The organism is Cellulosilyticum sp. I15G10I2, from assembly GCF_900095725.1.
GTDB lineage: Bacteria > Bacillota > Clostridia > Lachnospirales > Cellulosilyticaceae > FMMP01.
Map to the genome: position 1 here is coordinate 1 of NZ_FMMP01000006.1, position 25,051 is coordinate 25,051.

Sequence of the window (25,051 nt, forward strand, 5' to 3'; positions counted from 1 at the left end):
GATAAGACTTCCCATCCAGAAATGGAGTAAGACCCCTTAGAGACTATGAGGTTGATAGGTTGGAGCTGTAAGTGTAGTAATACATGTAGGTGACCAATACTAACGGTTCGAGGGTTTGACCTAAAAAAACAAGGTTAAATGAAAAAATACATCGTAGTATTTGTTTTTGAGAGTACAATAACTTCAGTACTAAGTTATTCATTTATTTAAGCTGTTGAATGCTTCAGGCTGGGTATCCCACTCACGTAGAGGGAATAAGTATCCTGAAGTCTGACTACGTAGTATTGCGTAGCAAATTTTACAGGTTTATTTGAATGGTACTTAGGGAGACTGTTTGAGCGCATGCGAGTTTCGACCGTTCATTCAAATCAAGCTGTTAGATTTGCAGCAAGACGAAGTCGGAAGACTGAAGGATATTTATTCCCGGCCCATTGGTCAAGCGGTCAAGACACCGCCCTTTCACGGCGGTAACAGGGGTTCGATTCCCCTATGGGTCATTTGTTGGTGATGATGCGACTTAGGGAAACACCCGTTTCCATACCGAACACGCAGGTTAAGACTAAGTCGGCCGATGGTACTTGTCTGGAGACGGACTGGGAGAGTAGGTGGTTGCCAACTTTAAGCCGGGGTGTGGCTCAGTTTGGCTAGAGCGCCTGATTTGGGTTCAGGAGGCCGCAGGTTCGAGTCCTGTCACCCCGATTTACATATAAGCTTGCAAAGGTAGGTTTATATGCCTACCTTTCATTATGTAAATGATTGGTTATATGGGTCACTAGCTCAGTTGGTAGAGCACTTGACTTTTAATCAAGTGGTCCCGGGTTCGAATCCCGGGTGGCTCAGTTGCTTTTTAAATAGCAATTTATTATTATATCAAAGCATATAAATGAGACTTGACAGAAGACAAGAGATAAGATATAATAATATACAGATGCGTGAGTGGCTCAGTGGTAGAGCATCTCCTTGCCAAGGAGAGGGCCGCGGGTTCGAGTCCCGTCTCGCGCTTTATCATATAGTGATATACTAAATGATATGCCCAGATAGCTCAGTCGGTAGAGCAGAGGACTGAAAATCCTCGTGTCGCTGGTTCGATTCCGGCTCTGGGCATTTTTTTTATTGACAGGGGTAAATATAAAAATTAATAAATAGCTGCTATGATTAGTAATAAAACTCATAGCAGCTATTTATTGTACAACAATAGATATTAAGTATTTAATTTTTTTATAATGATTTAAACTAGATTTAATATATATTACATTGCAGATTATGTATTAAGATGATATGCTTGTATTAACAAAAAATACTATTTTAAACAATAGTTAAAGATAATGGAGGATATAGTAGATGGACAGTTTAATAGAATTATTGATAAAGGCGGGTTTTTCAGTAAAACCAATCACAACCAAAGCTGCATCTTTTTTAAAATTAACAGGACTTATTATTAATGAAAACTTACGTTTGATTTATGAGGAAGAACAAGATGGTACGCTTATGATAAGGGAAATTGTAGTAGATGAAGAGTATACAAATCTAGGTTATACTACAAGAGTTTTAGAATTTTTAAGTAAACAAAATGTTTATAATGTTATATTACCTTTTGTAACTACACCTAAGTTGGCTCATATATGTGAAAAACTTGGGATTGAAAGAGATGATAGTTGTGTTAATAAATATGGATATAATAGTGCTTTTTATGCATTAGCAAGAAATTATGTATTTTATGAAGGTGACTATGGACATTATATTGTGAGAAAGCTAGACGAATAATGAACAAAAAATTGCTCCTAATAGTATTCCTGATCTAGATGAGAGTTTTATTGTAAAAAAATAAAGATAAAGTATATAAAAAAGACACGAAGAATTGATATACGCCCTGTCTACTTGGCAGGGCACATATCAATTCTTTGTGTCTTTTTTAGGTTGTAGTTCCCTGTACTAATTCTACAGCTACAATTTGACTATACACCTTAGCCTGCTCATCATGTTCTATAAGACGTATGATATTTGAGCATAAAAGTTCACCTAATATTTGAATAGGCTGAGCGATTGTAGTAATTTTAGGGTTTTGTAAAATACGGGTAAATTGTGAGTTATCATACCCTATAATTTTTATATCCTCAGGGACTGTAAGATTATTATTAAGACAATAGACATATAAAGCATAAGCTAACATATCGTTACTGCAAAATACACCATCTACAGTATGTAAAAATTTACTGACTTCCTTTTCGATAAAATCATAAAAATAATCAAAGGTAAGTTTAGTATGCTGATATTCAATAATTTGATAAGAAACATTATTTTCAAGACATGTAAGTTTAAAACCATCTGAGCGCTTATTTGCTAAACTAGTCAATTTCAAAGAACCAGATATATGCAGTAATTTTTTACATCCTCTGTCAATAAGGTGCTGTGTTGCAAGGACCCCTCCTGTAAAATTATCTGAACCAACATAAGGGATTTTATCATCTAGACATCTATCAAAAGTAATAATGGGTTTCTCTATACTTTTATAAGCTTCGGTGTTAATAAGGTGACTTCCCATAATAATGCCGTCAACTCTTTTTTCTTTTAACATATTAATGTAGGATAGTTCTTTTTCTTTGTCATCAAGAGAGTTACATAATAGTATTTTATAACCATTATTTTGTGCAGTCATTTCTATGTGTTTAACGAGTTCGGAAAAGAACATATGAGAGCAATCTGGGATAATGACTCCTATAATTAAAGATTGTTTTTTGGATAGAGATCTTGCAATATAATCAGGATGGTAATCTAGTGTCCTAATACTATCAAATACTTTTTTACGTGTAGATTCACTAATATTAGGAAAGTTATTCATCACTCTTGAAACAGTGGTTGTAGATACTCCAGCGTGTCTGGCGACATCTTTTATGCTCGGCATTTGATTTCTCCTTAGAAAATTTAATAGATTATGTGTATAAATAAGCATTTTTTTTAGTATACCACGATTTAGTATTAAAAAAATATTTTTTATGCCGTTTAATATCGTATGAAAGCGGTAACATTTAAGAATAATAAAATAATTATATAAGATCTAATTATAATGTTTAAATTTTTATAGTATGGAATAAAAATTAAATAAATAAGTTGTTTTAAAGGAAATATTAGAGATATTATTAGTAGTATACCATAATTTTAAAAAAAATAAAGCAAAATATGAAAACGGTTAACTTTGTTTATAAAAAAGATATATAAAAATTCAAATTAAAACTATTAATTAAATAAAAAACAACTAAAAAATCAAGTAATAACCTAATTATATATAAATAACAAACAAAAAAAATAAAAAAAATAAATGAAACCGGTTGACAATTTATTTTGTAAAATATATTATAGAGTTGTAAAAGATAAAAATATTTTTAATAAGGGGGATGTAAAAGTGAATAAGTTCAAAAAGGCATTGTCACTATTATTATGTGGAGCAGTAGTATTAAGTTTAGGCGTTGGATGCTCTAAAGAAAAGGCTGAAACACCTGTAAACCAAAAAGAAGCAACAACAAGTAATAAACAGGCTGCATCAGAAGAAGCAATTAAGATTACATTTTTAAACTCAAAAGGAGAAATCCAAGAACAACTAGAGAAGATGGCTAAAATGTTCAATGAGGATAATCCAAGTGTTACTGTAGAAATAATACCTTGTGGAGCTGGGCAGTCACCTACTGAAATGCTAACCACGCTCTATGCATCTAATAATGCACCAGCCATTGCGATGTTAGATCCAGCAGATATAGCTACCTTTAAGGAAAAAATAGGAGACTTATCAGGTGAAAAATGGGTAAACGATGCAATGCCTGGATCACTGGACGCACTAAAAGTTGATGAGAAATTAGTAGGTTTTCCGTTTGCCGTAGAAGGATGGGGGTTAATCTATAATAGAGCTGTATTAAGTGAAGCAGGTGTAGAAATCGCAGATATTAATACAAGAGATGCACTTGAAGATGCTTTTAAAAAGATTGAAGAGAAAGGTAAAAATGGGGTTGTTATTGCATCAGCAGACTGGTCTTTAGGGGCTCACCTTTTTACAACGGCGTACAGTAGTCAATCAGACAGCACAGCAGAAATTAAAAAATTTTTAGATGAGCTTGCAAGTGGAAGTGATGAAATCAAAGACAATGCAGTAGTTAATGGTTTGTTGGATACATTCGATATTATGAAACAATATAACATTGCTAAAGCTGATCCACTTACATCAGTATATGAAACTAATCCTGAAATCATTGGATCTGGAAAAGTTGGATTCTGGTTTATGGGTAACTGGGCATGGCCTCAAATTAAAGAATTTGCTGGGGATAATAATGAGTTTGGATTTATACCAGTACCTATTAGCAATAATGAAGGCGATTATGGTAATACACATATGCCAGCGGCAACAACTAAAGTGTTAGTTGTAGATGCTAGTGAAAACACAGCCGAACAACAAGCGGCCGCAAAAGCATTTTTAAATTGGATTGTTTATGAAGAAAAGGGACAAAAGGGGCTTGTTGAGGAGTGTTCTATTATTCCTGCATTCACAAATATTTCTGCAGTACTCAATGATCCACTAGGCAAATCAATTCAATCATATATTAAAGAAGGTAAAACATCTAATGGGGTGATGTTATCTAATAAACACTGGGGAGATATAGGCGCGGCAATGCAAAAATATTTAGGTGATTATGCATCAAGAGATGAGTTATTTGCAGAAATTACTACATACTGGAGATCTGGGGATTATAAATAATATAAGCTATAAATAGAGTGAGATTAGCACACATAATTTAAATTGTGTGTGCTAATTTATAATCTAGTCACTAAGTATTAGAGAGGTTAGTACTATCCTAATTAGAAGGGAAGTTGTGGTATGAAAGAAGGAAAGAAATTCTTAACTAAAGTCAATATGTATTTATTATTTGCAGGACCCGTTACATTAGCATTTTTAACAGTAGTCATCATTCCCTTTTTATATGGATTTTTCTTAACCTTTACAAATTGGAATGGGGTAGCTGCAAGTTATACAATAGTTGGCTTTGAAAACTATAAAACAATATTTAAAGATGCGGGATTTATACAGTCATTAGGGCTGACATTTAAATATGTAGTCTTTACGGTTTTACTAACTAATGCAGTAGCATTTACATTGGCTGCAATTTTAACAAGCGGTACAAAAGGACAAAGTTTCTTTAGAGCAGGTTTTTTTACACCTAATTTAATTGGGGGTGTAGCGCTAGGTTATGTATGGCAATTTGTTTTTAATAATATATTAACTTATTTTGGGAAAAGTATAGGGGCTACAGCATTACAGTCATCTTTTTTATCCAGTCCAAGCAAAGCATTTTGGGCACTGGTCATTGTAGCTGTTTGGCAATATTCGGGTTATATGATGATTATTTACATAACAGGATTTTTAAATATACCTAAGGATGTTTTGGAGGCGGCTCAGATAGATGGTGCATCAGGATGGACTAAAATAAAGAATATTACTATACCGCTTATTATGCCTGCATTTACTATATCTGTATTTTTAACACTTCAACGCACATTTATGGTTTATGATGTTAACCTGGCACTCACAAAAGGCGGACCATTCAAAACAACAGAACTTATTTCGATGTATGTTTATAAAAAAGCTTTTACTGAAAGAGCATACGGTATTGGTCAAGCACAGGCTGTTGTATTATTTGTTATTGTAGCACTTATATCTATTACGCAGGTATATCTAAGTAAAAAGAAGGAGGTTGAGGCATAATGAATAAAAAAAAGAATAATATTATAGCAAGCGTTAAGATAGTTGTTTTAAGTATTTTATTTATATCATATATAGGTCCCATGGGTTTTGTACTTATGAACTCTTTTAAATCAAATAAAGATATTATTCTCAATCCTCTTGGTATTTTCGGAAATTTAAATATAAAAAATTATATAGATGCAGCTGAAAAAATGAAGTATGTAAGCGCATTTGGCAACTCACTGCTTATTACAGTTTTAAGTGTAGGACTTATTATTTTAACAGCCTCTATGGCAGCATACATCTTTTGTAGAAAGAAGTGGGCTATTAATAACTTTATGTTCTATGCGATGATTGCGGCAATGATCTTACCTTTTCAAGCGCTTATGATACCTCTTGTAAGTATTTATGGAGGTCAGTTGAACATCTTAAATAAATGGACGCTTATCTATATGTATATTGGATTTGGAGCGCCACTTGCTGTATTTATGTACCATGGCTTTATAAAAGGAATACCATTAGAACTAGAAGAAGCAGCGCAGATAGATGGCGCGAGCAGCATTAGAGTATTTACAAGTATCATATGGCCGATACTCAGGCCTATCACGTTGACCATTACTATACTAGATGTACTGTGGATTTGGAATGATTTCTTGCTACCATCACTGATACTGGTTGAAGCGAAAGATAGGACATTGCCACTTTCTACATTTTATTTTTATGGAACATATAGTGTAGATTTAGGCCTTATGATGGCAGGACTTGTATTAACTATTACACCTGTACTTATCCTGTACTTATTCCTTCAAAAATATATTTTAGAGGGTGTTGTTCAAGGGGCTATTAAATAACTATTATCTAGATTCTTAGTCAACAATTCAAAAAACACACTCAAAGCAATCATACATAAGGATTTCTAAGAAATTTATTTTGCACCTATTGGGTAAAAGAAAAATCCTAAAAAACATGCTGCGTTGTCAGTTTAAAGAATTTACAGGATGAGATAGGCTCATAAAAGGAGGGGGTTAAAATGACTTATAATACAAATTTAATAAAAAACAATCTTGATGTACAATGGACTGCTCCTGAAATTACTGATTTTAGTGCAATACAAAAAGGTGATATGCCTGGGGATAAAATTAGTATAGATCAGACTCATGTAAATAAAGCAAAGGTTATTTTTCCAGAATTACTAAAGCTGCTGAAACCAATATTAAATGTACAGCAAAATCAGAGAGCTGTGATTGCTGTACATGGCGGATCTGGTGTAGGTAAATCGGAAATTGGTTCATTAATTGCATATTATTTAAATGATATAGGAATAGGCAGCTATATTTTATCGGGAGATAATTATCCACATCGAATACCGCAAGTAAATGATGCAGAAAGAGTACGTGTATTCAGAGAAAGTGGTGTAAAAGGTTTGGTTCTAAAAGGTGAATTTACAAAAGAAAGAAATATGAAGTTACAGGAATTGCAGAATCAAGACAGTGACTCAAATCCTAAATTATGCAGAGATCTTCCGTGGTTAGCTGTTTATCAGGAAGCTGGACGAAGTGGACTTGAAAATTACCTGGGAACAAATAATGAAATAGATTTTGATGAAATAAATAGTATTATTGATAAATTTAAGAACTGTGCAGACAGCATTATGCTTAAACGCATGGGGAGAGAAGAAAAAGAGCTTTGGTACGATACTGTTGATTTTAGTAATGTGAAGGTCTTGGTCATTGAATGGACCCACGGTAATAATGATAACTTGGTGGGTGTAGATATTCCAATTTTACTGAATAGCACACCTCAGGAAACACTTGAACACCGCAAATTACGTAACAGAGATGGGGCCCTAGACAGTCCATTTACAATGATGGTGCTTAATATTGAGCAGAATTTATTGTTTTCACAGATACATAAAGCAAAAATTATCGTAACCAAGGCAGGGGAAATAGTGTCTTATGTGGTTTGATTTTGATGAAGGAACAATTGAGTGAGGTGATAGGCTATGTCGACAAGTATGTTAAATACATCAGAGAAAAAGCATGTTAAGGCAGGAACTATGTTAAATGCATATCCTGACAGTATGGGTGGCACCTTAAAAGACATCGTTGAATTTTTAAAGAATCCAAATCTTAAAGATGCTTTTCAGTCTTTTTATATTTTACCAAGTATTTTCAATACAGATTTAGATAGGGGATTTTCTGTTATTGATTATGAATTGAATGAAATTCTTGCTAGTAGCGAAGATTTAGAAGAGTTGAAAGAAGCCAATATTGCATTTAAATTTGACTTTATATTAAACCATGCTTCTGTACTTTCAAAACAGTTTCAAGATATTATAAAAAATGGTGAGGCATCTAAATATAAAAACTTTTTTATTAGTTGGAATAAGTTCTGGGAAGGCCATGGAGAGATGACTTCTGATGGATATATACAGCCTGATGCTGAGTTAATTAAAGATATGTTTTTCAGAAAGCCTGGACTTCCTATTCTTATGGTACGTATGCCTGATGGAAAGGAAATTCCTTACTGGAATACATTTTATCAGGAAGTTAAATATGAAAAGCTTAATACTCAGGATCTTATAATGTCTATGAACATCCAGTATGCAGTTGCTGAAGCTGTTACCAGGCTAGTAAATGACTCGATTGATGCTAAAAAAAGACCTAAGGAAATAGATTTTGGCAGATTTGAAAAATACAGAGAAAGTGTTATCCAATTACTTGAATCTAGACGTAAGTACTTAGGACAGATGGACTTAAATATCCAGTCACCACTGGTATGGAAGTTTTACGACGACACCTTGAAAAAACTTGCAGAGTATGGAGCAGAAATAGTAAGGTTGGACGCATTTGCATATGCACCTAAAGCACCAGGAGAGAAAAACTTCTTAAACGATCCTGGAACATGGCAATTACTTGAACGGGTCAAGACGTTGGCAGAAAAATATAATTTAGTGCTTTTGCCTGAAATCCATGCAAAATATGAAGAAAAAATCCATGAAAAAATAGCAGAAAAAGGATACATGACATATGATTTCTTTTTACCGGGACTAATCATTGATGCTTTTGAGAGAAAGACAAGTGAGACATTACTTGTGTGGATTAATGATATTAAGGAAAAAGGAATTAAAACAGTAAATATGTTAGGATGTCATGATGGGATACCACTTCTTGATTTAAAGGGATTATTATCGGACGATCAGATAGAAAGCCTTATTAAAACTGTAGTAACTAGAGGTGGCTATGTGAAGGATCTTCATGGTCAGAAAAACATATATTATCAAGTAAATGCCACTTATTTCAGCGCATTGGGAGAGGATGAACAAAAGCTTCTTCTGGCTCGTGCTATTCAGATGTTTATGCCTGGAAAACCTCAGATATGGTATCTGGATCTTTTTGCCGGCAAAAATAATCATGAGGCTGTGGAAAAAGCAGGTTCTGGTGGACACAAAGAGATTAACCGTACTAACCTCACATTAGAACAAATACAAGAAGAGTTAGGAAAGAGGGTTGTTCAAAAGCAACTTGAACTCCTTAGATTCAGAAACACTTACCCCGCATTTGGATTTGACGCGAAGTTAACTGTATTACCATCTGATTCATATATTTTAAAATTACAATGGGAAAATAACGGCTGCCGAGCAACACTAGAAGCTGATTTGAAGGAATTTAGTTACAAGATTCATACTGATAATTTCTGTAATTAAGTTTTGTAAAAGAAGGATATTAAATAATGCTTGATCAGCAAACTCTAAAGGTTATTTAGTTTATAAGAAATAATCTTTAATAACTATATTATTAAATAGGAAATAATTAGCATAAAAAAGCAGATATAGAAAGAGATAAAATCCCTTTCTATATCTGCTTTTTTATTAATTTTAAATACCTATTTAATTGTTATGTGCTTATTAAAGTTTAAAGGAACTTTTTAAAGGTACGATTCTATTAAATACAAGTTTTTCATGAGTAGTGTATTTTGAATCTACAGTAAAGAAGCCATTTCTTACAAGTTGGAATTTATCGCGTGCTTTAGCATCTTTAAAAGCAACGTTTTCAATGTACCCTTGTAATACTTCAAGTGAATGAGGATTAATTTGTTCTAAGAAATGTTTCCCTTCGTTTTCTGGTGCATCATCTAGAATAAGTGGTTCGAAAAGTCTAAATTCAGCAGGAACTGCAGTTGCTGCATCTACCCAGTGAATCGTGGCCTTTACTTTGCGTCCAGTAAATCCAGAACCACTCTTAGTTTCGGGGTCATAAGTACAATGGACTTCTATGACATTACCAGATGCGTCCTTAATAACATCAGTACATTTTACAAAGTAAGCACCTTTAAGTCTTACTTCATTCCCAGGGAATAGTCTAAAGTATTTTTTGATAGGCTCTTCCATAAAATCTTCCTGTTCAATATAGAGCGTGCGAGAAAATGGAACAAGTCTTGTGCCAGCCTCTTCGTTATTTGCGTTATTTTCAATCTCTAATAATTCTGTTTCGTTCTCTGGATAATTTGTAATAACAAGTTTTAATGGCTTAAGAACTGCCATAGCAAGAAGTGCTTTTGGCTGTAAATCTTCACGTAAGAAGAAATCAAGCATTTGACTATCTACAGTTGAATCACCTTTTGCAACACCTATTTCTCGGCAGAAATTGCGAATAGCTTCTGGTGTATAACCACGTCTTCTAAGCCCAGCAATAGTAGGCATACGAGGATCATCCCAGCCGTCTGCAATGCCTTCATCTACTAATAGTTTTAATTTTCTTTTACTCATCACAGTATTCGTCATATTGAGTCTTGCAAATTCGATTTGGCGTGGAATACTTTCCATTTCACATTCTTTGACAAACCAGTCATAAAGTGGTCTGTGGGCTTCAAATTCAAGGGTGCAAATAGAGTGTGTAATAGCTTCTATTGCATCTTCAAGCGGATGTGCAAAGTCATACATAGGATAAATACACCATTTATCTCCAGTGTTATGATGTGTAGCATGAGCGATTCTATAGATAATGGGATCACGCATATTAATATTAGAAGAAGTCATATCAATTTTAGCTCGTAGAACCTTTTCGCCGTCCTTAAACTCTCCATTTTTCATACGTTCAAACAAATCAAGATTTTCTTCAACACTTCTGTTACGACAAGGACTTTCTTTACCAGCTTCAGTTAGAGTACCACGGTATTCTTTCATTTGTTCAGCTGTTAAATCACAAACATAAGCCTTTCCTTTTTTGATAAGAAGAACGGCTCTTGTATACATTTCGTCGAAGTAATCAGAGGCGAAGTAAAGATTATCCCAGTCAAACCCCAGCCATTTTACATCTTCTTTGATTGACTCAACGTATTCAGTATCTTCTTTAACTGGATTTGTATCATCAAATCTTAGATTTGTTTTACCTTTAAACTCATTTGCAAGCCCAAAGTTTAAAACGATAGATTTAGCATGCCCTACATGTAAATAACCATTTGGCTCTGGCGGAAATCGTGTGATAATTTCTTTATGCTTGCCAGTTTCTAAATCTTCAGCTACAATGTTTCTTATAAAATTCGATGTAGTATTTTCTATAGACACAGTATTTACCTCACTTATAAAAAATAGATTATTAGATATTAATATAGATAAAATACAGTTATAATAAATATATGTAATTTACTATCATTATATTTTAATCTAAAGGAACTAAAAAATAAAGGGTAGGATAGCAAAAGTTTCAAAAAAAATCACTTATTTTTCTATTATAATGTATAGTGTCAATATTGGGAGGGTGAAAGATAATGAAAATAGTAAAAGAAAAACGCTTTTATGAGGAAAAATGGTTTTGGATTGTCATAATGGTTATTGTTATTTGCTTTACAAGAGGAAAGAACACTAAGATAACTATTTGTGGTAATGGTAATGGCAATACTAATTAGCCCCTTATATACTAAGCGGAATGTGTTCAGTAAGATGATTGGTATCATTGAGTCCGATTAACAAGGGCGATAACTTTTCATCAAATTTTATCGTATTAATACAAGTATTACCTAAAGCTATTTGATGGTACATTGTCATATTCCAGCCAAAAAGCCCAATAAGGGCAGCTTTTATAAGTCCTCCATGAGAAACTATAACGACCTTTTCATTAGGATGCTTTGAGGCAATATCAAGGACACATGCCTTCGCGCGTAAACTAGCATTATATATACTAAGTTCTCCATCGTACATAGGAGCAATTTTTTCGTCCGTTCGCCATGCACTAAAATGTTCAGGATAATTTTGCTCAATTTCTTTATAAGTAAGCCCTTCCCAAGTACCAAAATGTATTTCTGTTAAATTACCTAGAGGGATCGGGGCAAAAGATAAATCTTTACACAGTATCTCAGCTGTAGATAAGGCTCGGTTTAAAGGACTCGAATAAATAGCATTAAAATTTCCGTTTAAGTGTTTGCCAAGAAGCTCAGCTTGAAGTGCACCTCTTTCTGATAGATCTATATTTTGTCTTCCTTGAAACTTACCTAGTGTATTCCATTTTGTTTCACCATGTCTAATAAGCAGTAATGTAGTTTTCATAAATTCTCCTAAAAAAATAGTTTTATTTAGTATATCAAAAGAATATGATTTTGATAAGAGAGTTGTTGAAAATATAGAAATGGTATATTATAATAGATAGGCATTATTAACAATAGCAAGATAGGTTGAATATAATATAAGATAGATTAAAAGCAATGAAAGAAAGAGTATTATATCAGAGTATTGCAGAGAGAAGCTTAGTGGGTGTGAGAGCTTTATATAAAGATATAAGAAGTGCGTTCTTGAGCTTGATATGTGAACCAAAGTAGCATGTCGCGTGTAGCTAACGTTACCTAGCCAATAAGATAAAGAGCAGTTTTAAACTGCGCTTTAAACAGAGTGGGACCGCGAGTAACTTCGCCTCTGAATAGGAGGCGGAGTTTTATTTTTTGAACTAGAATGTCTCCGTACTTAACTTTATTCTGTTTTTAGAAGATAAGGAGGAATGTTATGAGTTATATAAGCGAGCAGATTCAAGTCATTAAACAAAGAGATCCAGCGATTAAAAAAAACATTGAAGTATTTTTATATCCTTGTTTTTATGCACTCCTCTTTCACAAACTAGGACATAAGCTTTATAAAAAGAAGAGATTCTTTTTAGCAAGGCTGATCTCTCAGCTTTCAAGAGGGTTAACAGGGATAGAAATTCATCCGGGAGCAGTTATTGGTAAAGGACTTTTCATTGATCATGGGATGGGAGTTGTTATTGGAGAAACTTGTGAAATAGGAGATAATGTTACTATTTATCATGGCGTAACACTTGGTGGAACAGGTAAAGATCATGGAAAGAGACATCCTACAATAGGGAATAATGTAATGATCGGAACAGGAGCTAAGGTACTGGGGCCTTTTAAAGTAGGAGATAATTCAAGAATAGCTGCTAATGCTCTCGTACTCCAAGAAGTACCAGAAGACAGCACAGTTATAGGAAATCCTGGGAAAGTAGTTAAAACAAAAGGAGAAAAAGTTAATCCATGTGATCAGCTTGATCAGATTAAGATGCCTGATCCTATTAAGATGGAGATCTGTGGGCTTAAGAATATAATAGAAGCATTAGAAGAAAAAGTACAGACTTTAGAAGATAGATTATCAGTAAAAAGTAAAATAAATGAACATCATTGTAATAATGAAGCCTGTAATGCAAAAGATATTTGTGATGAATATAGAGAAGATGAATAAAGGAAGGAAAAGATATGATAAAAATATATAATACCTTAAATAAGCAAAAAGAAGCATTTAATCCTTTAGAGGAAAATAAAGTGCGTATGTATGTATGCGGACCTACAGTTTATAATCTTATTCATATAGGTAATGCAAGGCCTTATATCATATTTGATACAGTACGCAGATATTTTGAAAGTATCGGGTATGACGTAAACTACGTACAAAACTTTACAGATGTAGATGATAAAATTATTAAAAAGGCAAATGAAGAGGGTAAGACAACAGATGAAGTAGTAGAATACTATATTAGAGAAACGCTGAAGGATGCACACAATCTTAATGTCAATCCAGCAACGCATCATCCAAGAGTTACTGAGGAGATGTCCGCAATTATTAATATGATAAAAGCACTTATAGATAAAGGACTTGCTTATGAAGTAAACGGCACCGTTTATTACAATACATCATCATTCCCTGAGTATGGTAAACTGTCTAAAAAAGTCTTAGAAGAGCTTGAAGCAGGACGAAGTGAAAGAATAGAAATAACAGATGAAAAAAGAAATCATATGGATTTTGTGCTTTGGAAGCCTAAAAAAGAGGGAGAGCCTTTTTGGAAGAGTCCGTGGAGTGACGGCAGACCAGGATGGCATATTGAGTGTTCCGCTATGGCTAAAAAATACCTAGGAGATACAATCGATATTCACGCAGGTGGAGAGGACCTCGTGTTTCCCCACCATGAAAATGAGGTTGCTCAAAGTGAGGGCGCAAATGGGGCACCTTTTTCAAATTACTGGATGCACAATAGTTTTTTAAATATTGATAATAAGAAGATGTCAAAATCCCTTGGAAACTTTAAAACACTTCGTGAAGTGGGAGATACTTTTGGTTATGATACAGTGAGATTTTTTATGCTCAGTGCACATTACAGAAGCCCCCTTAACTTCAGCGGAGAGCTGATGGAGGCTGCAAAAAATGGACTAGAGCGTATTAAAAATGCTAAAACTAATTTAGAGTTTGCACTGGCACATACAAAGCTTACAGAACGCTCAGTTGAAGAAACAAAACTAGCACAAGAACTGCCAACTTTTGAGATGCGTTTTCATGAAGCGATGCAAGATGATTTTAATACAGCAGATGCAATTAGCATTATCTTTGAACTTGTTAAGTTTGCTAATAACTACGCAAAAGAAGGGGCTTCAGAACCATTTATTAAAGAAGTTTATGGACTTTTTATAAAACTTACAGATATTTTAGGAATTCTCTATACCCACCAAAATGTATGTAAAGATGATTTAACAGATGAGGAAATTAAGATGTATATTGAAAAAAGAACGACTGCTAAAAAAGCAAAAGATTTTAAAGAAGCAGACAGAATACGTGAGTTTTTAAAGGATAAGGGTGTAATAATAGAAGATACAAGAGAGGGCGTACGCTTTAAAAGAGTATAGAGATAAAGGAGAAATTTATGAAAAACAATATAGGAGTTTTATTAGAGGATACATCAGACACTCTTTGTCATAAAGCGAATGTGTATTCTCCATTAGCGCTGGCTTATATAGGTGACGCTGTATATGAAATATTTGTACGTACCTATGTAATTAATAAAGGGAACGCGCCTGTCAATAAGATGCATAAAGCCTCAAGAGAATTAGTAAGGGCCAGTACACAAGCACAAATTTATCATATGATTGAAAACGTATTAAGCGATGAAGAAAAGGATGCACTAAGAAGGGGTAGAAACGCAAAAAGCATTTCTACTCCTAAAAATGCTGATATTACAGAATATAGACATGCGACAGGTCTCGAAGCACTTATAGGCCATTTATATATTAAAGGAGATATCAATAGGATAAGTGAGTTAATGCGCTTAGGAATAGAAAAATTCCTGAGCTAAGAAATAAGAGGAGGAATTAAGGTGGCAAAACGCGTAACTAAAGGTGCTTCTTATAATGCAACACAAACATTTGTAAAAGGAGCACTTATTTTATCTATGGCAGGACTTATTGCAAAGGTTCTTAGTGCATTCTTCAGAGTGCCCCTTGGCAATCTTATTGGAGATACTGGGATGGGTTATTATCAGGCGGGTTATCCCATTTATACCTTATTTACAGCAATTGCCATAGTAGGTATCCCATCTACAATTGCAAAGTTAGTAGCGGAAAAAAGAGTACTTGGAGAATATCAGGCTGCTAAAGATATTTTTACACATACCATGAAACTTATGCTAGGGATAGGAATAATTGTTTCACTTCTTATTTTTTTAGCAACACCTTTTATGATAGATGCTTTTAATTGGGTGCCAGAAACAAAATATTCTTTGTGGGGACTTGCACTTAGTCCATTTTTTGTATGTATTATGGGTGTTTTTAGAGGCTATTTTCAAGGGATGCAAAATATGGCACCTACGGCTGTCTCACAAGTATTAGAAAATTTAGGGAGAGTTGTTATAGGACTTCTTTTGGCTTTTTTCTTTTTCCCCAACTTAGGTAAAGCTGCCGGTGGGGCATCCTTTGGAGCTGTTGCGGGAGGCATGTGCGGGGCTGCGGTATTAGCACTGTTTTACTTGCGTAACAAAACTTCTATTAATGATGAAATACAAAGAAGTGAGACTCCTAAAAAACAAGGAATAGGTTTTAAAACGGCAGCTAAAATGGTTCTAATTATAGCAATACCTATTTCTATAGGTGCAGCTGTTAACTCTATTATTAACTTTATAGATTCGGCATTGGTTATTAAAATGCTGACACAAACAGGTGTTGAGCTGGAGCTTGCAAACGCATATTTTGGACAACTTGGAAAAGTTGCGACGTTTATTAATTTTCCGCTTACCTTTGGAATGGCGCTGGTTATTGGACTCGTTCCAGCTATATCAGAAGCAGCAGCTAAAAAGGATAGAACTGAAGTGCAGACTAAGATAGAATTAGGTATGCGTTTTGCTATTTTGCTTGCGATGCCAGCTTCTATAGGACTTGCGGTACTTGCAGATCCTATTATGAAATTTATATATGCCAATGCACCAGACGGTGGGAATATACTTGCAGCTGCAGCACTTAGTATTCTATTTATTATGTTAGGACAAGCTTTTACAGGTATTTTGCAAGGGATAGGCAAGGTGTGGCAGCCGGTTATTGGAATAGGCTTAGCGGCTTTTGTTAAAACTATACTTAATATAATCCTAGTAACGAGTTCGTTTAAAGTCATAGGTGCTGCAATAGCATCAATAGCTGCTTATATGGTATTTGCCCTTTATAATTATATTATGATGAAGAAATATACAGGGTTTAAGCTAAATACTAGGCTTGTAATTATTAGACCCTTGATCTCAAGCTCTGCAATGGGTGTTTTAGCATGGGGAACATATCGTGTACTCGGAAGTGTTATAGACACAAACTCATTCACAAGCAATGCGCTTGTTACGATTTTAAGTATTGGAGTAGGAGGCTTAGCCTACCTTGTGCTTATATTTGTAACTGGAGCTATTACAAAAAAAGATATTCAAGAGATTTTAAATAAAAAGGAGAAGTAAATAAATTATGAAATTTACCAACGATAGAAATAAACCTAGAAATAATAACACAAGCAAATTTAAGAGTGATAGATCAAGTGGGTTTGGACAAGGAAAGTCAAAGAACGAAGGTTATCAAAAAGAAGGTGCGGGACAAGACAGACCCAAACAGGATGGTTATAAAAAAGAAGGGTCATGGCAAGATAGACCCAAACGTGAAAGCTATAAAAAAGAGGGATCATGGCAAGACAAATCCAAACGTGAAGGTTATAAAAAAGAAGGATCATGGCAAGATAGACCCAAACAAGAAGGCTATAAAAAAGAAGGATCATGGCAAGGTAAACCTAGACAAGATGATTATAAGCAAAGAGGTTTTAAAGGCAGGGATACAAGACCGAACAGATTTTCAGAAGATAAGTTTGAAGAAGAAAGATCAATCGATGAGAACATTCTCTATGGCAGAAATGCAGTTATGGAAGCACTAAAGGCAGGAAGAGATATTGATAAGCTTATGGTGCAAAAGGGAGAAAAAGAAGGTTCAATCATCAAGATAGTTGGAGAAGCTAAAGATAAAGGGATTGTGATTATTGAAGCTGAGAAATCTAAACTAGATGAAGTTACAGGCAGAGAAAAACATCAAGGGGTTGTAGCTTATGCAGCAGCGCAGAGTTATGTGGAAATAGATGATATTTTACAAGACGCAAAAGATAAAGATGAACATCCTTTTCTACTTATCCTTGAGAATATACAAGACCCTCATAATTTAGGAGCTATTATCAGATCAGCTCATAATGCAGGGGTACACGGCATTATTATTCCAAAAAGAAGAGCAGTAGGCCTATCTGGTACAGTTGCTAAATCATCGGCAGGCGCTATTGAATATATGAAGGTTGCTAAAGTAACGAATATCTCTCAAACAATTAAGGAACTACAAGAAAAAGGACTTTGGGTTGCCTGTGCGGATATGGATGGCAAAATGATGTACGAAGAAAATCTTACAGGGCCTATAGCCATTGTAGTAGGCAGTGAAGGTGAAGGGGTATCTAAACTCACAAAAGAGTCTTGTGACTATGTGCTGAGTATACCTATGTACGGGCAGGTAACTTCACTTAATGCCTCGGTAGCAGCAAGTATAATGGTTTATGAGGCAGTAAGACAAAGAAAGTTTAAAGGTTAATGAAAAGAAGAACTGGCTAAAGAATGAAATCAATAGCCAGTTCTTCTTTATAATATAGAACAGGCTATTGATTTAACCTATTAACAAAAAAACATATTTATAGTATACTGGAAATAATACCTATCATACGAATAGGGGAGGGATAAGAGCGAAAATTTTTATTAGTCGATGGATATAATATGATCTTTGGTTGGTAATACTTAAATAAAATATTTGATACCTATAACGTAAAAGGCAACTTAGGACAAGTTTGCTTATATAATAAACAGGTTGCTATTATATCCACAAAATAAAAAGAAACGACTGATCAGTACATAGAAGAAACAGCTAAGGCTATTCATAATAAATATAAGGTAAGAGTGGCAACCTCAGATGCAACAGAACAGGTTATTATACTAGTACTAACTCTCCAGCCAAGCATAATCCATTAGAACAATGGATGAATAAAAAAACGTTAGAAAAAATGTAAAAATTACGACGAGGCAAAGTGGATTAAGGAGGACTATATGATGGTTATCCAAGAGCAAAATCTAAGTGTCAAAGAGCTAGAGACTATGAGTGATGAAGAACTAATAGGCTTATATCACAACGAGTATAAAGAATCGGTGGAAGTTTTAGTACAGCGGTATAAAAAATTTGTCCGTGCTAAAATTAAGGCAAATTACTTTATAGGAGCAGATAAGGAAGATTTAGTACAAGAGGGTATGATAGGCCTTTTTAAGGCAATATGTGATTATAATCCGAATAAAGAAACAAGTTTTAGATCATTTGCTGCAATATGTATTACTAGACAAGTGAGTACAGCTTTTAAAACAGTATCCAGGCAAAAGCATATGCCTCTTAATACGAGTATCTCTTTAAATCTTCCCATTAGCAGCAAAGGCGCAGATGAAGAAGAAGAAAATATTACATTGATGGATATTATTAAAAATAATGAATGTATAACACCAGAGGATGAGGTTATTAATCAGGAAAATTTAGAGGTGTTAAATAGTTACATTTTAAAGGCCCTTAGTAAACTAGAGTGGCAAGTACTCAAGCTTTATACACAAGGGGAGAATTATCATGAAATAGCACGGGTGCTTGACAGACCAGTTAAAGCTATTGATAATGCACTTCAAAGAATCAAGAAAAAGCTAGGAGACATTCGTAAGAATTAATATATTACTATATAAAACCTATAGTCATAATTAATGCCAGCAGGTAGCAAGCTATCTGCTGGCATTTTAAATAGAGTGCAGTGTTTAACTTAAGTGATTAGCAACGAGGAAGTACATCTTCAATGCTGTTTACACGGCTTAAATTAAAGTATACTACCTTATTCGTAGCAAAGTTAACAGTTTTAATAAAACATTTACCTACAGCAATAATAATAACACACATTTTGCAGCCTTCAACGTGGATGATAGCTCTTTGATTAATAAGTCTGCAAGCAGCGTCTCTTAAACTGCATCCACATGGTACGTCAGTATTATTATAGCATGGGCTTGATATACCACCTACACCAATTGGTTCATTTGGAAGAAAATCTGATGGGCAAGAGTCTACACAAATAGGTCTTATATTATCACATCCATCAGCATAAGGGCTAACAGCACCAGCAACAGGCCCACAAGGACAAGGACTTGGGCCAACATAAGGGCTAGCGGCACCAGGGTAAGGACTTACAGCGCCAGCAAAAGGGCGAGTATAATAACTTCCTACATTCTTTTTACAACAACTCATATTAAATCCTCCTTAATTAATTATATAGAAAAAGCAAAGTCAAAGATTACAATTAAGGTAAAAGATCTTCAATGTAATCTATACGGTCAAAGTTGAAATACTTAACGTTACCAGTACCAAGTTCAATTGCCCTTATATAACAAGGGCAAATTTGTGCTATGATTACACAGTAATTACAACGATCAATGTGAATAATTACTTTTTGATTCACAAGACATCCTAAATCATGTTGATATGACATAAAAATACCTCCTAAATTATTTATTAAATCTAGAGCTATAGAGAAGCGGTATTTTTGCCGCGTTATTTTTCTCTAATATAAGGTATGAAACTTTTGGAATATTTGTTACAAATATGTCGAAAAAATAGATAATTACTTATTTTCTAATTCATTGATAAGCATATCTTTAAATAGCGTAGTAGTGTTTCATATAAAACCGTAAAAAAAATCATAGATCGCTTAATAATATTTTGCTTTTAAGCAATATAATGTTATAATCACATATATAAAAAATGTATAGTCATATTAGTGATATTCAGTGAAAGGAAGATATAAATGAGTCTTTATACAAGTACTAGAAAAAAATTAGAAAATCTTACAGCCACACAAGCTATCCTTCAAGGCTTATCTGATGAGGGGGGACTATTTGTACCGACAGAGATTCCAGCAGTGGATTTTAGTTTAGAAGAGATGTTGGGGTGGAATTATAAAGAGCTTGCTTACCGAGTAATAAAACTATTTTTTGAAGATATAGCAGCACAAGATTTAAGACACTGCATTGAAAATGCTTATGACGAAAAATTTGATGACAAAGAGATTACGCCACTCGTAACGACAGAGTCAGCAAACTTTCTGGAGCTTTTTCATGGGCCGACTATTGCTTTTAAAGATATGGCCTTATCGATTTTACCTTATTTCATGCTAACGAGTAAAAAATATAATAAAGAAAGTAAAGATATTGTTATTTTAACAGCTACATCAGGAGACACTGGTAAAGCCGCACTCGAAGGCTTTGCAGATGTTGAGGGAACAAAAATCATCGTTTTTTTCCCAGAAGACGGCGTAAGTGAAGTTCAAAAGAGACAAATGGTAACGCAAGAAGGTAAGAATACGTTAGTGGTGGGCGTTAAAGGTAATTTTGATGATTGTCAAACTGGTGTAAAAGAAATATTTGCAGACAGAGCATTTGAACAAGAAATAGCAGGTAAAAATTATAAGCTTTCATCAGCAAATTCAATTAATATAGGCAGACTTGTGCCACAGGTGGTATACTATTTTGCAGCCTATACAAAACTAATTAGAGAAAATAAAATTAAAGTTGGCGAGCCAATGAATGTTGTTGTTCCAACAGGTAACTTTGGGAATATCCTTGCAGCTTATTATGCGAAGCATATGGGACTCCCTATCAATAAATTTATTTGTGCTTCAAACACTAATAAAGTTTTATTTGATTTCTTTGATAAAGGAACTTATGACAGAAATAGGGATTTTCATTTAACTATTTCACCATCTATGGATATTTTAATATCCAGTAACCTAGAGAGACTGCTTTATCATATAAGTGGAGAAGATACACATCTTGTAGCTAATATGATGGAACAACTTAAAAAAGAGGGTAAATATACAGTTACTAAAGAGATGAAAGATCAACTTAGTGATTTCTATGGTGGCTATGCAGATGACGAAACAACAAAGGCTTATATCAAAAAGATATATGAAGAAGAAGGGTATCTGATGGATACGCATACTGCTGTAGCCTATGCTGTATATGATAAATACATGCAAGAAACAAATGATACAGTGCCTAGTGTGATTATTTCTACAGCAAGTCCCTATAAATTTACAAGCAGTGTTATGACTGCCCTAGATGATAAATATCAGGCTATTGATGACTTCACATTATTAGATGAGATGCATACACTTATAAAAGGAGCTATGCCAAAGGCAATGGATCAAATTGCTCACAAAGAGATTAAACACAAAACAGTTTGTGAGATTAATGAAATGAAGCATATCGTAAGTAGTTTTTTGGTATAATAATACAAACTCCTATTCCATATATATAGATTGAATAGAATCCAGAGCAATATGTAAAAATAAGGAGTGGTAAAATTGAAAGAAGTAATGTATAATGATTATGCTAAACAGGCATTAGAGACACTTGCTAAAGGTGCATTCTTAAATGTTAGGGCAGGCCAAGAAGATAATACCATGACAATTGGATGGGGAAGTATAGGCTTTATGTGGAGTAGACCTGTTTTTATGGTTATGGTAAGATATTCAAGACATACCTATCAACTGATAGAAAAGTCTAATTGTTTTACAGTGAGTATACCCATGCATGGGCAGCTTAAAAAGGAACTTGGGTATTGCGGCAGTAAATCAGGAAGAGACTGTAACAAATGGCAGGATTTAAATCTTACAAAGATAGAGGCAAATCATGTAGACGCACCCCTTGTAGGTGAGTGTGACTTGCACTATGAATGTAAAATAATAAGTAAACAAGAAGTTACCTCCAACACTATCACATCTGATATGGTAACAACATTTTATAATAATAATGACTACCATGTGCTTTATTATGGCGAAATAGTAGGAACTTATTTAAAGTAAAAAGGAGAATTTTAATGAGTTTATATGAACAATGGAATAACTATGGTGAAGATGCTAAAGAAAGATCAGTAGAGGAATACAAAAAAGTAGTTGAAAATTATTTGGCAAGAGAACGAGATGTTTATGATTATCTGTTGTCTCATTTAGAAGAAGTAGTGGAAGGCTCGATATCAGAGCTTGGTGAACGTTTTAATATGAATGATGTTGAGTTTTTAGGATTTGTAGATGGCATCAATTCAAGTCTTAAAAATGGAGAATATAATCTTGAAGAATTAGATGGATCTTCTATTGTAAAATTAGAATTCGACTTAGAAAAGCTATACTGGAATATGTTAGATGCTAAGGCCGAGTGGCTTTATAATTTACCACAGTGGGAAGAACTTTTACCAGCTGAGCAAAGGATGAATATCAAAAAAGAATATAATAAAACAAAAACAGTTGTAAAAGATAAAAAAGTTGGTCGTAATGACGCTTGTCCTTGTGGAAGCGGTAAGAAATACAAACAATGCTGTATGAAATAACTGCTTAATAAGCAGTTATTTTTTAAATGTATGAGAGGAATGAAGTTGAATGGATATCAAATGGTCATACTATCTTATAGTACTTATTTACATACTTGTGAGTATACTTAAGGTCATAAATAATACTTTGGCGGTGGATTTTAAAAAACTAAATAAGAACACTATTCAATTAACAGCAATTAAAAAGGACTTTTTCACCACAGTAAGTTGTATTTGCATAGTAGTGACAATTTTCATTAATAGTGCAGCATTACTAGGCGGTAAAACCATTAATAAAGCGAGTATCTTGATTACGCTTTTAGTTGTTGGTTTTACAATTCTTAATAGCTACTTAAAACTATTTATTTCACCTGAAAATGAATCTATTCTTTTACTCGGGTACTTGCTAAAAAAAGATGATGTAGAGACAATTAGAACTAAGGAAAGAAAAGGCTATACATCTTTTGATATTACTTTTACAAAAGAAATTGATAGCTACAATTATATTAAATTGTTAGTTTTTGGAGAAAATAGAAAAAAATTCGAAGAAATTCTTACTAAATTAATAAAAGAAAATGGCTAAAGAACCTTATATCTTATGAAGATATAAGGTTCTTTAGCCATTTTAAAAATAGTTCTTTATTTTTTGTAATAAAGTGATAGAATATAAACATAAATTTAATACATTACGATTCATAATAGATGGATGCATAGAGAGGGTTTTGTATGGAAGATTGTATGGAAGATATTATCAAACAAATTATTCAAATTGATTCTATAGCCTTGAGTACGAAACAAAATAATGAAGAGTTACTTCGATTAAGAAAAGAACAGTACGAAGAGGAAATGAAAATATATGAAGAGCAAACCATAAAAGAAGCTAATAAAAAAGCTGAGGAACTTTATAATCAGGTTATAGCAGGTGGTATGCTGCAATGTCAACTAGACGAAGAAAGATGCAAACAAGCAACACTTCTTATAGAAAATCATTATTTACAAGTGGAGAATCTCATGCTTGATAAGCTATTTAATGAACTTTTTTTAGCGGAGGAATAAAATGAATGCTTTTGCGGCGTATGGGGCAATCAACACTAAAATACATGCCAGAAAAAAAAGTTTGCTCTCAAATAAAGAGTGGCAAAAAACAGTAGAATTTAAATCAGTTGTACAGGTCATAGACTTTTTGAAAAAAAGACCAGGGTATAAACGCCTTCTAAATGACTATAAAATAGAGGACGTACATCGTACAGAATTAGAAGTTGTTTTAGATCGGTATATTGTGAGTGAAATAGAAAACATGCTGCATTATTTTTCAGGCAGCTATAAAGTGTTTTTCAAAACATTTTTAATGGAATATGAAATAAATGATCTGCAGTTATTACTAAGAAGTATCTCAAGAAATGAAAATATGCAGGGAATCGAACATTTTTTTGTACACTCCCAAAAGTATGGTTTGACCATATATGATAAACTCATAACTTGTAAAAATGTAATACAGTTTATAGAGGCACTTAAAGGAACGATTTACTATGATACTCTGAAAACAATGGCCGAAGAGGATATAGCTAAAAGAGAGTTTCATATGGAAATGAAGCTCTATATTTTATTCTACAAACAGCTAATGGAAGTTGCTGAACAGTTAGCGCCCAAAGATAAGAAAATTGCTAAGAAGATAATAGGCACAAAAATTGATTTAATTAATATACAATGGATTTATAGAGCCACAAAATATTATGATATCTCTCCAGAGGAAATACTTATTTATAGTTTACCTTTTGGCGATAAAGTAAATTATCAAAGGTTAAAGATTTTAAGCTACACTAAAAATTTAGATGAGTATAAAAAACTTGTTCAAAGATATATTTCTTCATCTCTTTTTCAAGAGGAAAGTGATGCTTTTCTTGAACATACCATTGATAGACAACTTTATCATTATATAATGAGGATGAATACACGAGAAGAAAATATCTCATTGTCTTTAGCATATATCTACACGCTTTATATAGAAGTACAAGATTTAGTTGCTCTTACAGAAGGCATAAGATATACTTTGCCACAAGATGAACTGAAAAAATATTTGGTTCATACAATATAAAG

24 protein-coding genes, 5 tRNA genes, 2 rRNA genes, 1 pseudogene and 1 other annotated feature are annotated in these 25,051 nt (G+C 33.7%); of the genes and pseudogenes, 27 read left to right on the forward strand and 5 right to left on the reverse strand.

The features are described from left to right. The 8 genes from BN3326_RS00070 to BN3326_RS00105 all read left to right on the forward strand — a co-directional run. Positions 1-123 (forward strand): 23S ribosomal RNA (locus BN3326_RS00070); the annotation flags it as partial. Positions 124-425: 302 nt separating this feature from the next. After that, a tRNA-Glu gene (locus BN3326_RS00075) sits at positions 426-497 on the forward strand. Positions 498-500: 3 nt separating this feature from the next. Continuing rightward, positions 501-618 (forward strand): 5S ribosomal RNA (gene rrf / locus BN3326_RS00080). 6 nt (positions 619-624) lie between these two features. Continuing rightward, positions 625-699 (forward strand) — tRNA-Pro (locus BN3326_RS00085). A gap of 67 nt (positions 700-766) precedes the next feature. Further along, positions 767-839 (forward strand) — tRNA-Lys (locus BN3326_RS00090). 91 nt (positions 840-930) lie between these two features. Further along, positions 931-1,002: transfer RNA gene (locus BN3326_RS00095), tRNA-Gly, on the forward strand. Between the two features lie 29 nt (positions 1,003-1,031). After that, positions 1,032-1,104: transfer RNA gene (locus BN3326_RS00100), tRNA-Phe, on the forward strand. Between the two features lie 237 nt (positions 1,105-1,341). After that, a complete protein-coding gene (locus BN3326_RS00105) occupies positions 1,342-1,764 on the forward strand; it encodes a hypothetical protein (RefSeq protein WP_069997100.1) in 423 nt (140 codons plus the stop codon). 148 nt (positions 1,765-1,912) lie between these two features. Here the strand turns inward: BN3326_RS00105 and BN3326_RS00110 are convergent, their stop codons facing one another. Continuing rightward, positions 1,913-2,902 (reverse strand): LacI family DNA-binding transcriptional regulator, encoded by a 990-nt coding sequence (locus tag BN3326_RS00110; protein WP_069997101.1) that lies wholly within the window; start codon positions 2,900-2,902, stop codon positions 1,913-1,915. Positions 2,903-3,400: 498 nt separating this feature from the next. Between BN3326_RS00110 and BN3326_RS00115 the strand changes: the two genes are divergently transcribed. From BN3326_RS00115 to BN3326_RS00135, 5 genes are all read left to right on the forward strand, one after another. Continuing rightward, a complete protein-coding gene (locus BN3326_RS00115; protein WP_069997102.1) occupies positions 3,401-4,741 on the forward strand; it encodes an ABC transporter substrate-binding protein in 1,341 nt (446 codons plus the stop codon). A 120-nt stretch (positions 4,742-4,861) separates the two neighbouring features. After that, a complete protein-coding gene (locus BN3326_RS00120; RefSeq protein WP_069997103.1) occupies positions 4,862-5,746 on the forward strand; it encodes a carbohydrate ABC transporter permease in 885 nt (294 codons plus the stop codon). Beyond that, a complete protein-coding gene (locus tag BN3326_RS00125) occupies positions 5,746-6,576 on the forward strand; it encodes a carbohydrate ABC transporter permease (RefSeq protein WP_069997104.1) in 831 nt (276 codons plus the stop codon). Before BN3326_RS00120 ends, BN3326_RS00125 begins: the two co-directional genes overlap by 1 nt. Positions 6,577-6,755: 179 nt before the next feature. Then, the gene (locus BN3326_RS00130) at positions 6,756-7,691 is read left to right on the forward strand and encodes a nucleoside/nucleotide kinase family protein (protein WP_141722821.1); all 936 of its coding nucleotides are present in this window, start codon (positions 6,756-6,758) and stop codon (positions 7,689-7,691) included. Between the two features lie 36 nt (positions 7,692-7,727). Beyond that, entirely contained in the window at positions 7,728-9,431 is a 1,704-nt protein-coding gene (locus BN3326_RS00135) for an alpha-amylase family protein (RefSeq protein WP_242875912.1), read from the forward strand. A gap of 201 nt (positions 9,432-9,632) precedes the next feature. On the opposite strand, the gene BN3326_RS00140 is transcribed toward BN3326_RS00135, so the two are convergent. Further along, positions 9,633-11,291 (reverse strand): glutamine--tRNA ligase/YqeY domain fusion protein, encoded by a 1,659-nt coding sequence (locus tag BN3326_RS00140; protein ID WP_069997105.1) that lies wholly within the window; start codon positions 11,289-11,291, stop codon positions 9,633-9,635. 203 nt (positions 11,292-11,494) lie between these two features. Here BN3326_RS00140 and BN3326_RS21820 point away from each other — a divergent pair, with 203 nt between their 5' ends. Further along, positions 11,495-11,632 carry a hypothetical protein gene (locus BN3326_RS21820; protein WP_171903728.1) on the forward strand — a complete coding sequence of 46 codons (138 nt, stop codon included), beginning with the start codon at positions 11,495-11,497 and terminating at the stop codon, positions 11,630-11,632. 4 nt (positions 11,633-11,636) lie between these two features. Here the strand turns inward: BN3326_RS21820 and BN3326_RS00145 are convergent, their stop codons facing one another. Continuing rightward, on the reverse strand, positions 11,637-12,269 hold the full coding sequence (locus BN3326_RS00145; RefSeq protein WP_069997106.1) for a histidine phosphatase family protein: 633 nt from the start codon (positions 12,267-12,269) through the stop codon (positions 11,637-11,639). A gap of 146 nt (positions 12,270-12,415) precedes the next feature. Beyond that, positions 12,416-12,637: a binding site (T-box leader), on the forward strand. An 82-nt stretch (positions 12,638-12,719) separates the two neighbouring features. Between BN3326_RS00145 and epsC the strand changes: the two genes are divergently transcribed. The 7 genes and pseudogenes from epsC (at position 12,720) to sigH (ending at position 19,275) form a co-directional block, all read left to right on the forward strand. Continuing rightward, complete coding sequence (epsC, locus tag BN3326_RS00150) at positions 12,720-13,448, forward strand: serine O-acetyltransferase EpsC (protein WP_069997107.1); 729 nt, start codon at positions 12,720-12,722, stop codon at positions 13,446-13,448. A gap of 17 nt (positions 13,449-13,465) precedes the next feature. Further along, positions 13,466-14,881, forward strand: coding sequence for a cysteine--tRNA ligase (gene cysS / locus BN3326_RS00155; RefSeq protein ID WP_069998361.1), 1,416 nt, complete (start codon positions 13,466-13,468; stop codon positions 14,879-14,881). Between the two features lie 17 nt (positions 14,882-14,898). Beyond that, positions 14,899-15,327, forward strand: a complete 429-nt coding sequence (locus tag BN3326_RS00160; RefSeq protein ID WP_069997108.1) for a Mini-ribonuclease 3 — start codon at positions 14,899-14,901, stop codon at positions 15,325-15,327. 21 nt (positions 15,328-15,348) lie between these two features. Continuing rightward, positions 15,349-16,959 (forward strand): putative polysaccharide biosynthesis protein, encoded by a 1,611-nt coding sequence (locus tag BN3326_RS00165; RefSeq protein ID WP_083258425.1) that lies wholly within the window; start codon positions 15,349-15,351, stop codon positions 16,957-16,959. Positions 16,960-17,374: 415 nt separating this feature from the next. Then, positions 17,375-18,115 (forward strand): 23S rRNA (guanosine(2251)-2'-O)-methyltransferase RlmB, encoded by a 741-nt coding sequence (gene rlmB / locus BN3326_RS22815; RefSeq protein WP_069998363.1) that lies wholly within the window; start codon positions 17,375-17,377, stop codon positions 18,113-18,115. 305 nt (positions 18,116-18,420) lie between these two features. After that, positions 18,421-18,546, forward strand: a pseudogene (locus BN3326_RS22820) (NYN domain-containing protein); the annotation flags it as partial. Positions 18,547-18,621: 75 nt separating this feature from the next. Then, a complete protein-coding gene (gene sigH, locus BN3326_RS00175; protein ID WP_069997109.1) occupies positions 18,622-19,275 on the forward strand; it encodes an RNA polymerase sporulation sigma factor SigH in 654 nt (217 codons plus the stop codon). 97 nt (positions 19,276-19,372) lie between these two features. Here the strand turns inward: sigH and BN3326_RS00180 are convergent, their stop codons facing one another. Together BN3326_RS00180 and BN3326_RS00185 are read right to left on the reverse strand one after the other, a co-directional pair. Further along, complete coding sequence (locus BN3326_RS00180; RefSeq protein ID WP_069997110.1) at positions 19,373-19,840, reverse strand: hypothetical protein; 468 nt, start codon at positions 19,838-19,840, stop codon at positions 19,373-19,375. A 52-nt stretch (positions 19,841-19,892) separates the two neighbouring features. Further along, positions 19,893-20,081 carry a hypothetical protein gene (locus tag BN3326_RS00185; RefSeq protein ID WP_069997111.1) on the reverse strand — a complete coding sequence of 63 codons (189 nt, stop codon included), beginning with the start codon at positions 20,079-20,081 and terminating at the stop codon, positions 19,893-19,895. A 315-nt stretch (positions 20,082-20,396) separates the two neighbouring features. On the opposite strand from BN3326_RS00185, the gene thrC reads away from it, so the two are divergent. The 6 genes from thrC (at position 20,397) to BN3326_RS00215 (ending at position 25,049) form a co-directional block, all read left to right on the forward strand. Further along, positions 20,397-21,878, forward strand: coding sequence for a threonine synthase (gene thrC, locus BN3326_RS00190; protein WP_069997112.1), 1,482 nt, complete (start codon positions 20,397-20,399; stop codon positions 21,876-21,878). Between the two features lie 75 nt (positions 21,879-21,953). Continuing rightward, complete coding sequence (locus tag BN3326_RS00195) at positions 21,954-22,454, forward strand: flavin reductase family protein (protein ID WP_171903729.1); 501 nt, start codon at positions 21,954-21,956, stop codon at positions 22,452-22,454. A gap of 14 nt (positions 22,455-22,468) precedes the next feature. Beyond that, the gene (locus tag BN3326_RS00200; RefSeq protein WP_069997113.1) at positions 22,469-22,975 is read left to right on the forward strand and encodes an SEC-C metal-binding domain-containing protein; all 507 of its coding nucleotides are present in this window, start codon (positions 22,469-22,471) and stop codon (positions 22,973-22,975) included. A 49-nt stretch (positions 22,976-23,024) separates the two neighbouring features. Beyond that, positions 23,025-23,537, forward strand: a complete 513-nt coding sequence (locus BN3326_RS00205; RefSeq protein ID WP_069997114.1) for a hypothetical protein — start codon at positions 23,025-23,027, stop codon at positions 23,535-23,537. A 143-nt stretch (positions 23,538-23,680) separates the two neighbouring features. Next, positions 23,681-24,010 (forward strand): hypothetical protein, encoded by a 330-nt coding sequence (locus tag BN3326_RS00210; protein WP_069997115.1) that lies wholly within the window; start codon positions 23,681-23,683, stop codon positions 24,008-24,010. A gap of 1 nt (position 24,011) precedes the next feature. Further along, the gene (locus BN3326_RS00215; RefSeq protein ID WP_069997116.1) at positions 24,012-25,049 is read left to right on the forward strand and encodes a V-type ATPase subunit; all 1,038 of its coding nucleotides are present in this window, start codon (positions 24,012-24,014) and stop codon (positions 25,047-25,049) included. Positions 25,050-25,051: the final 2 nt, after the last annotated feature.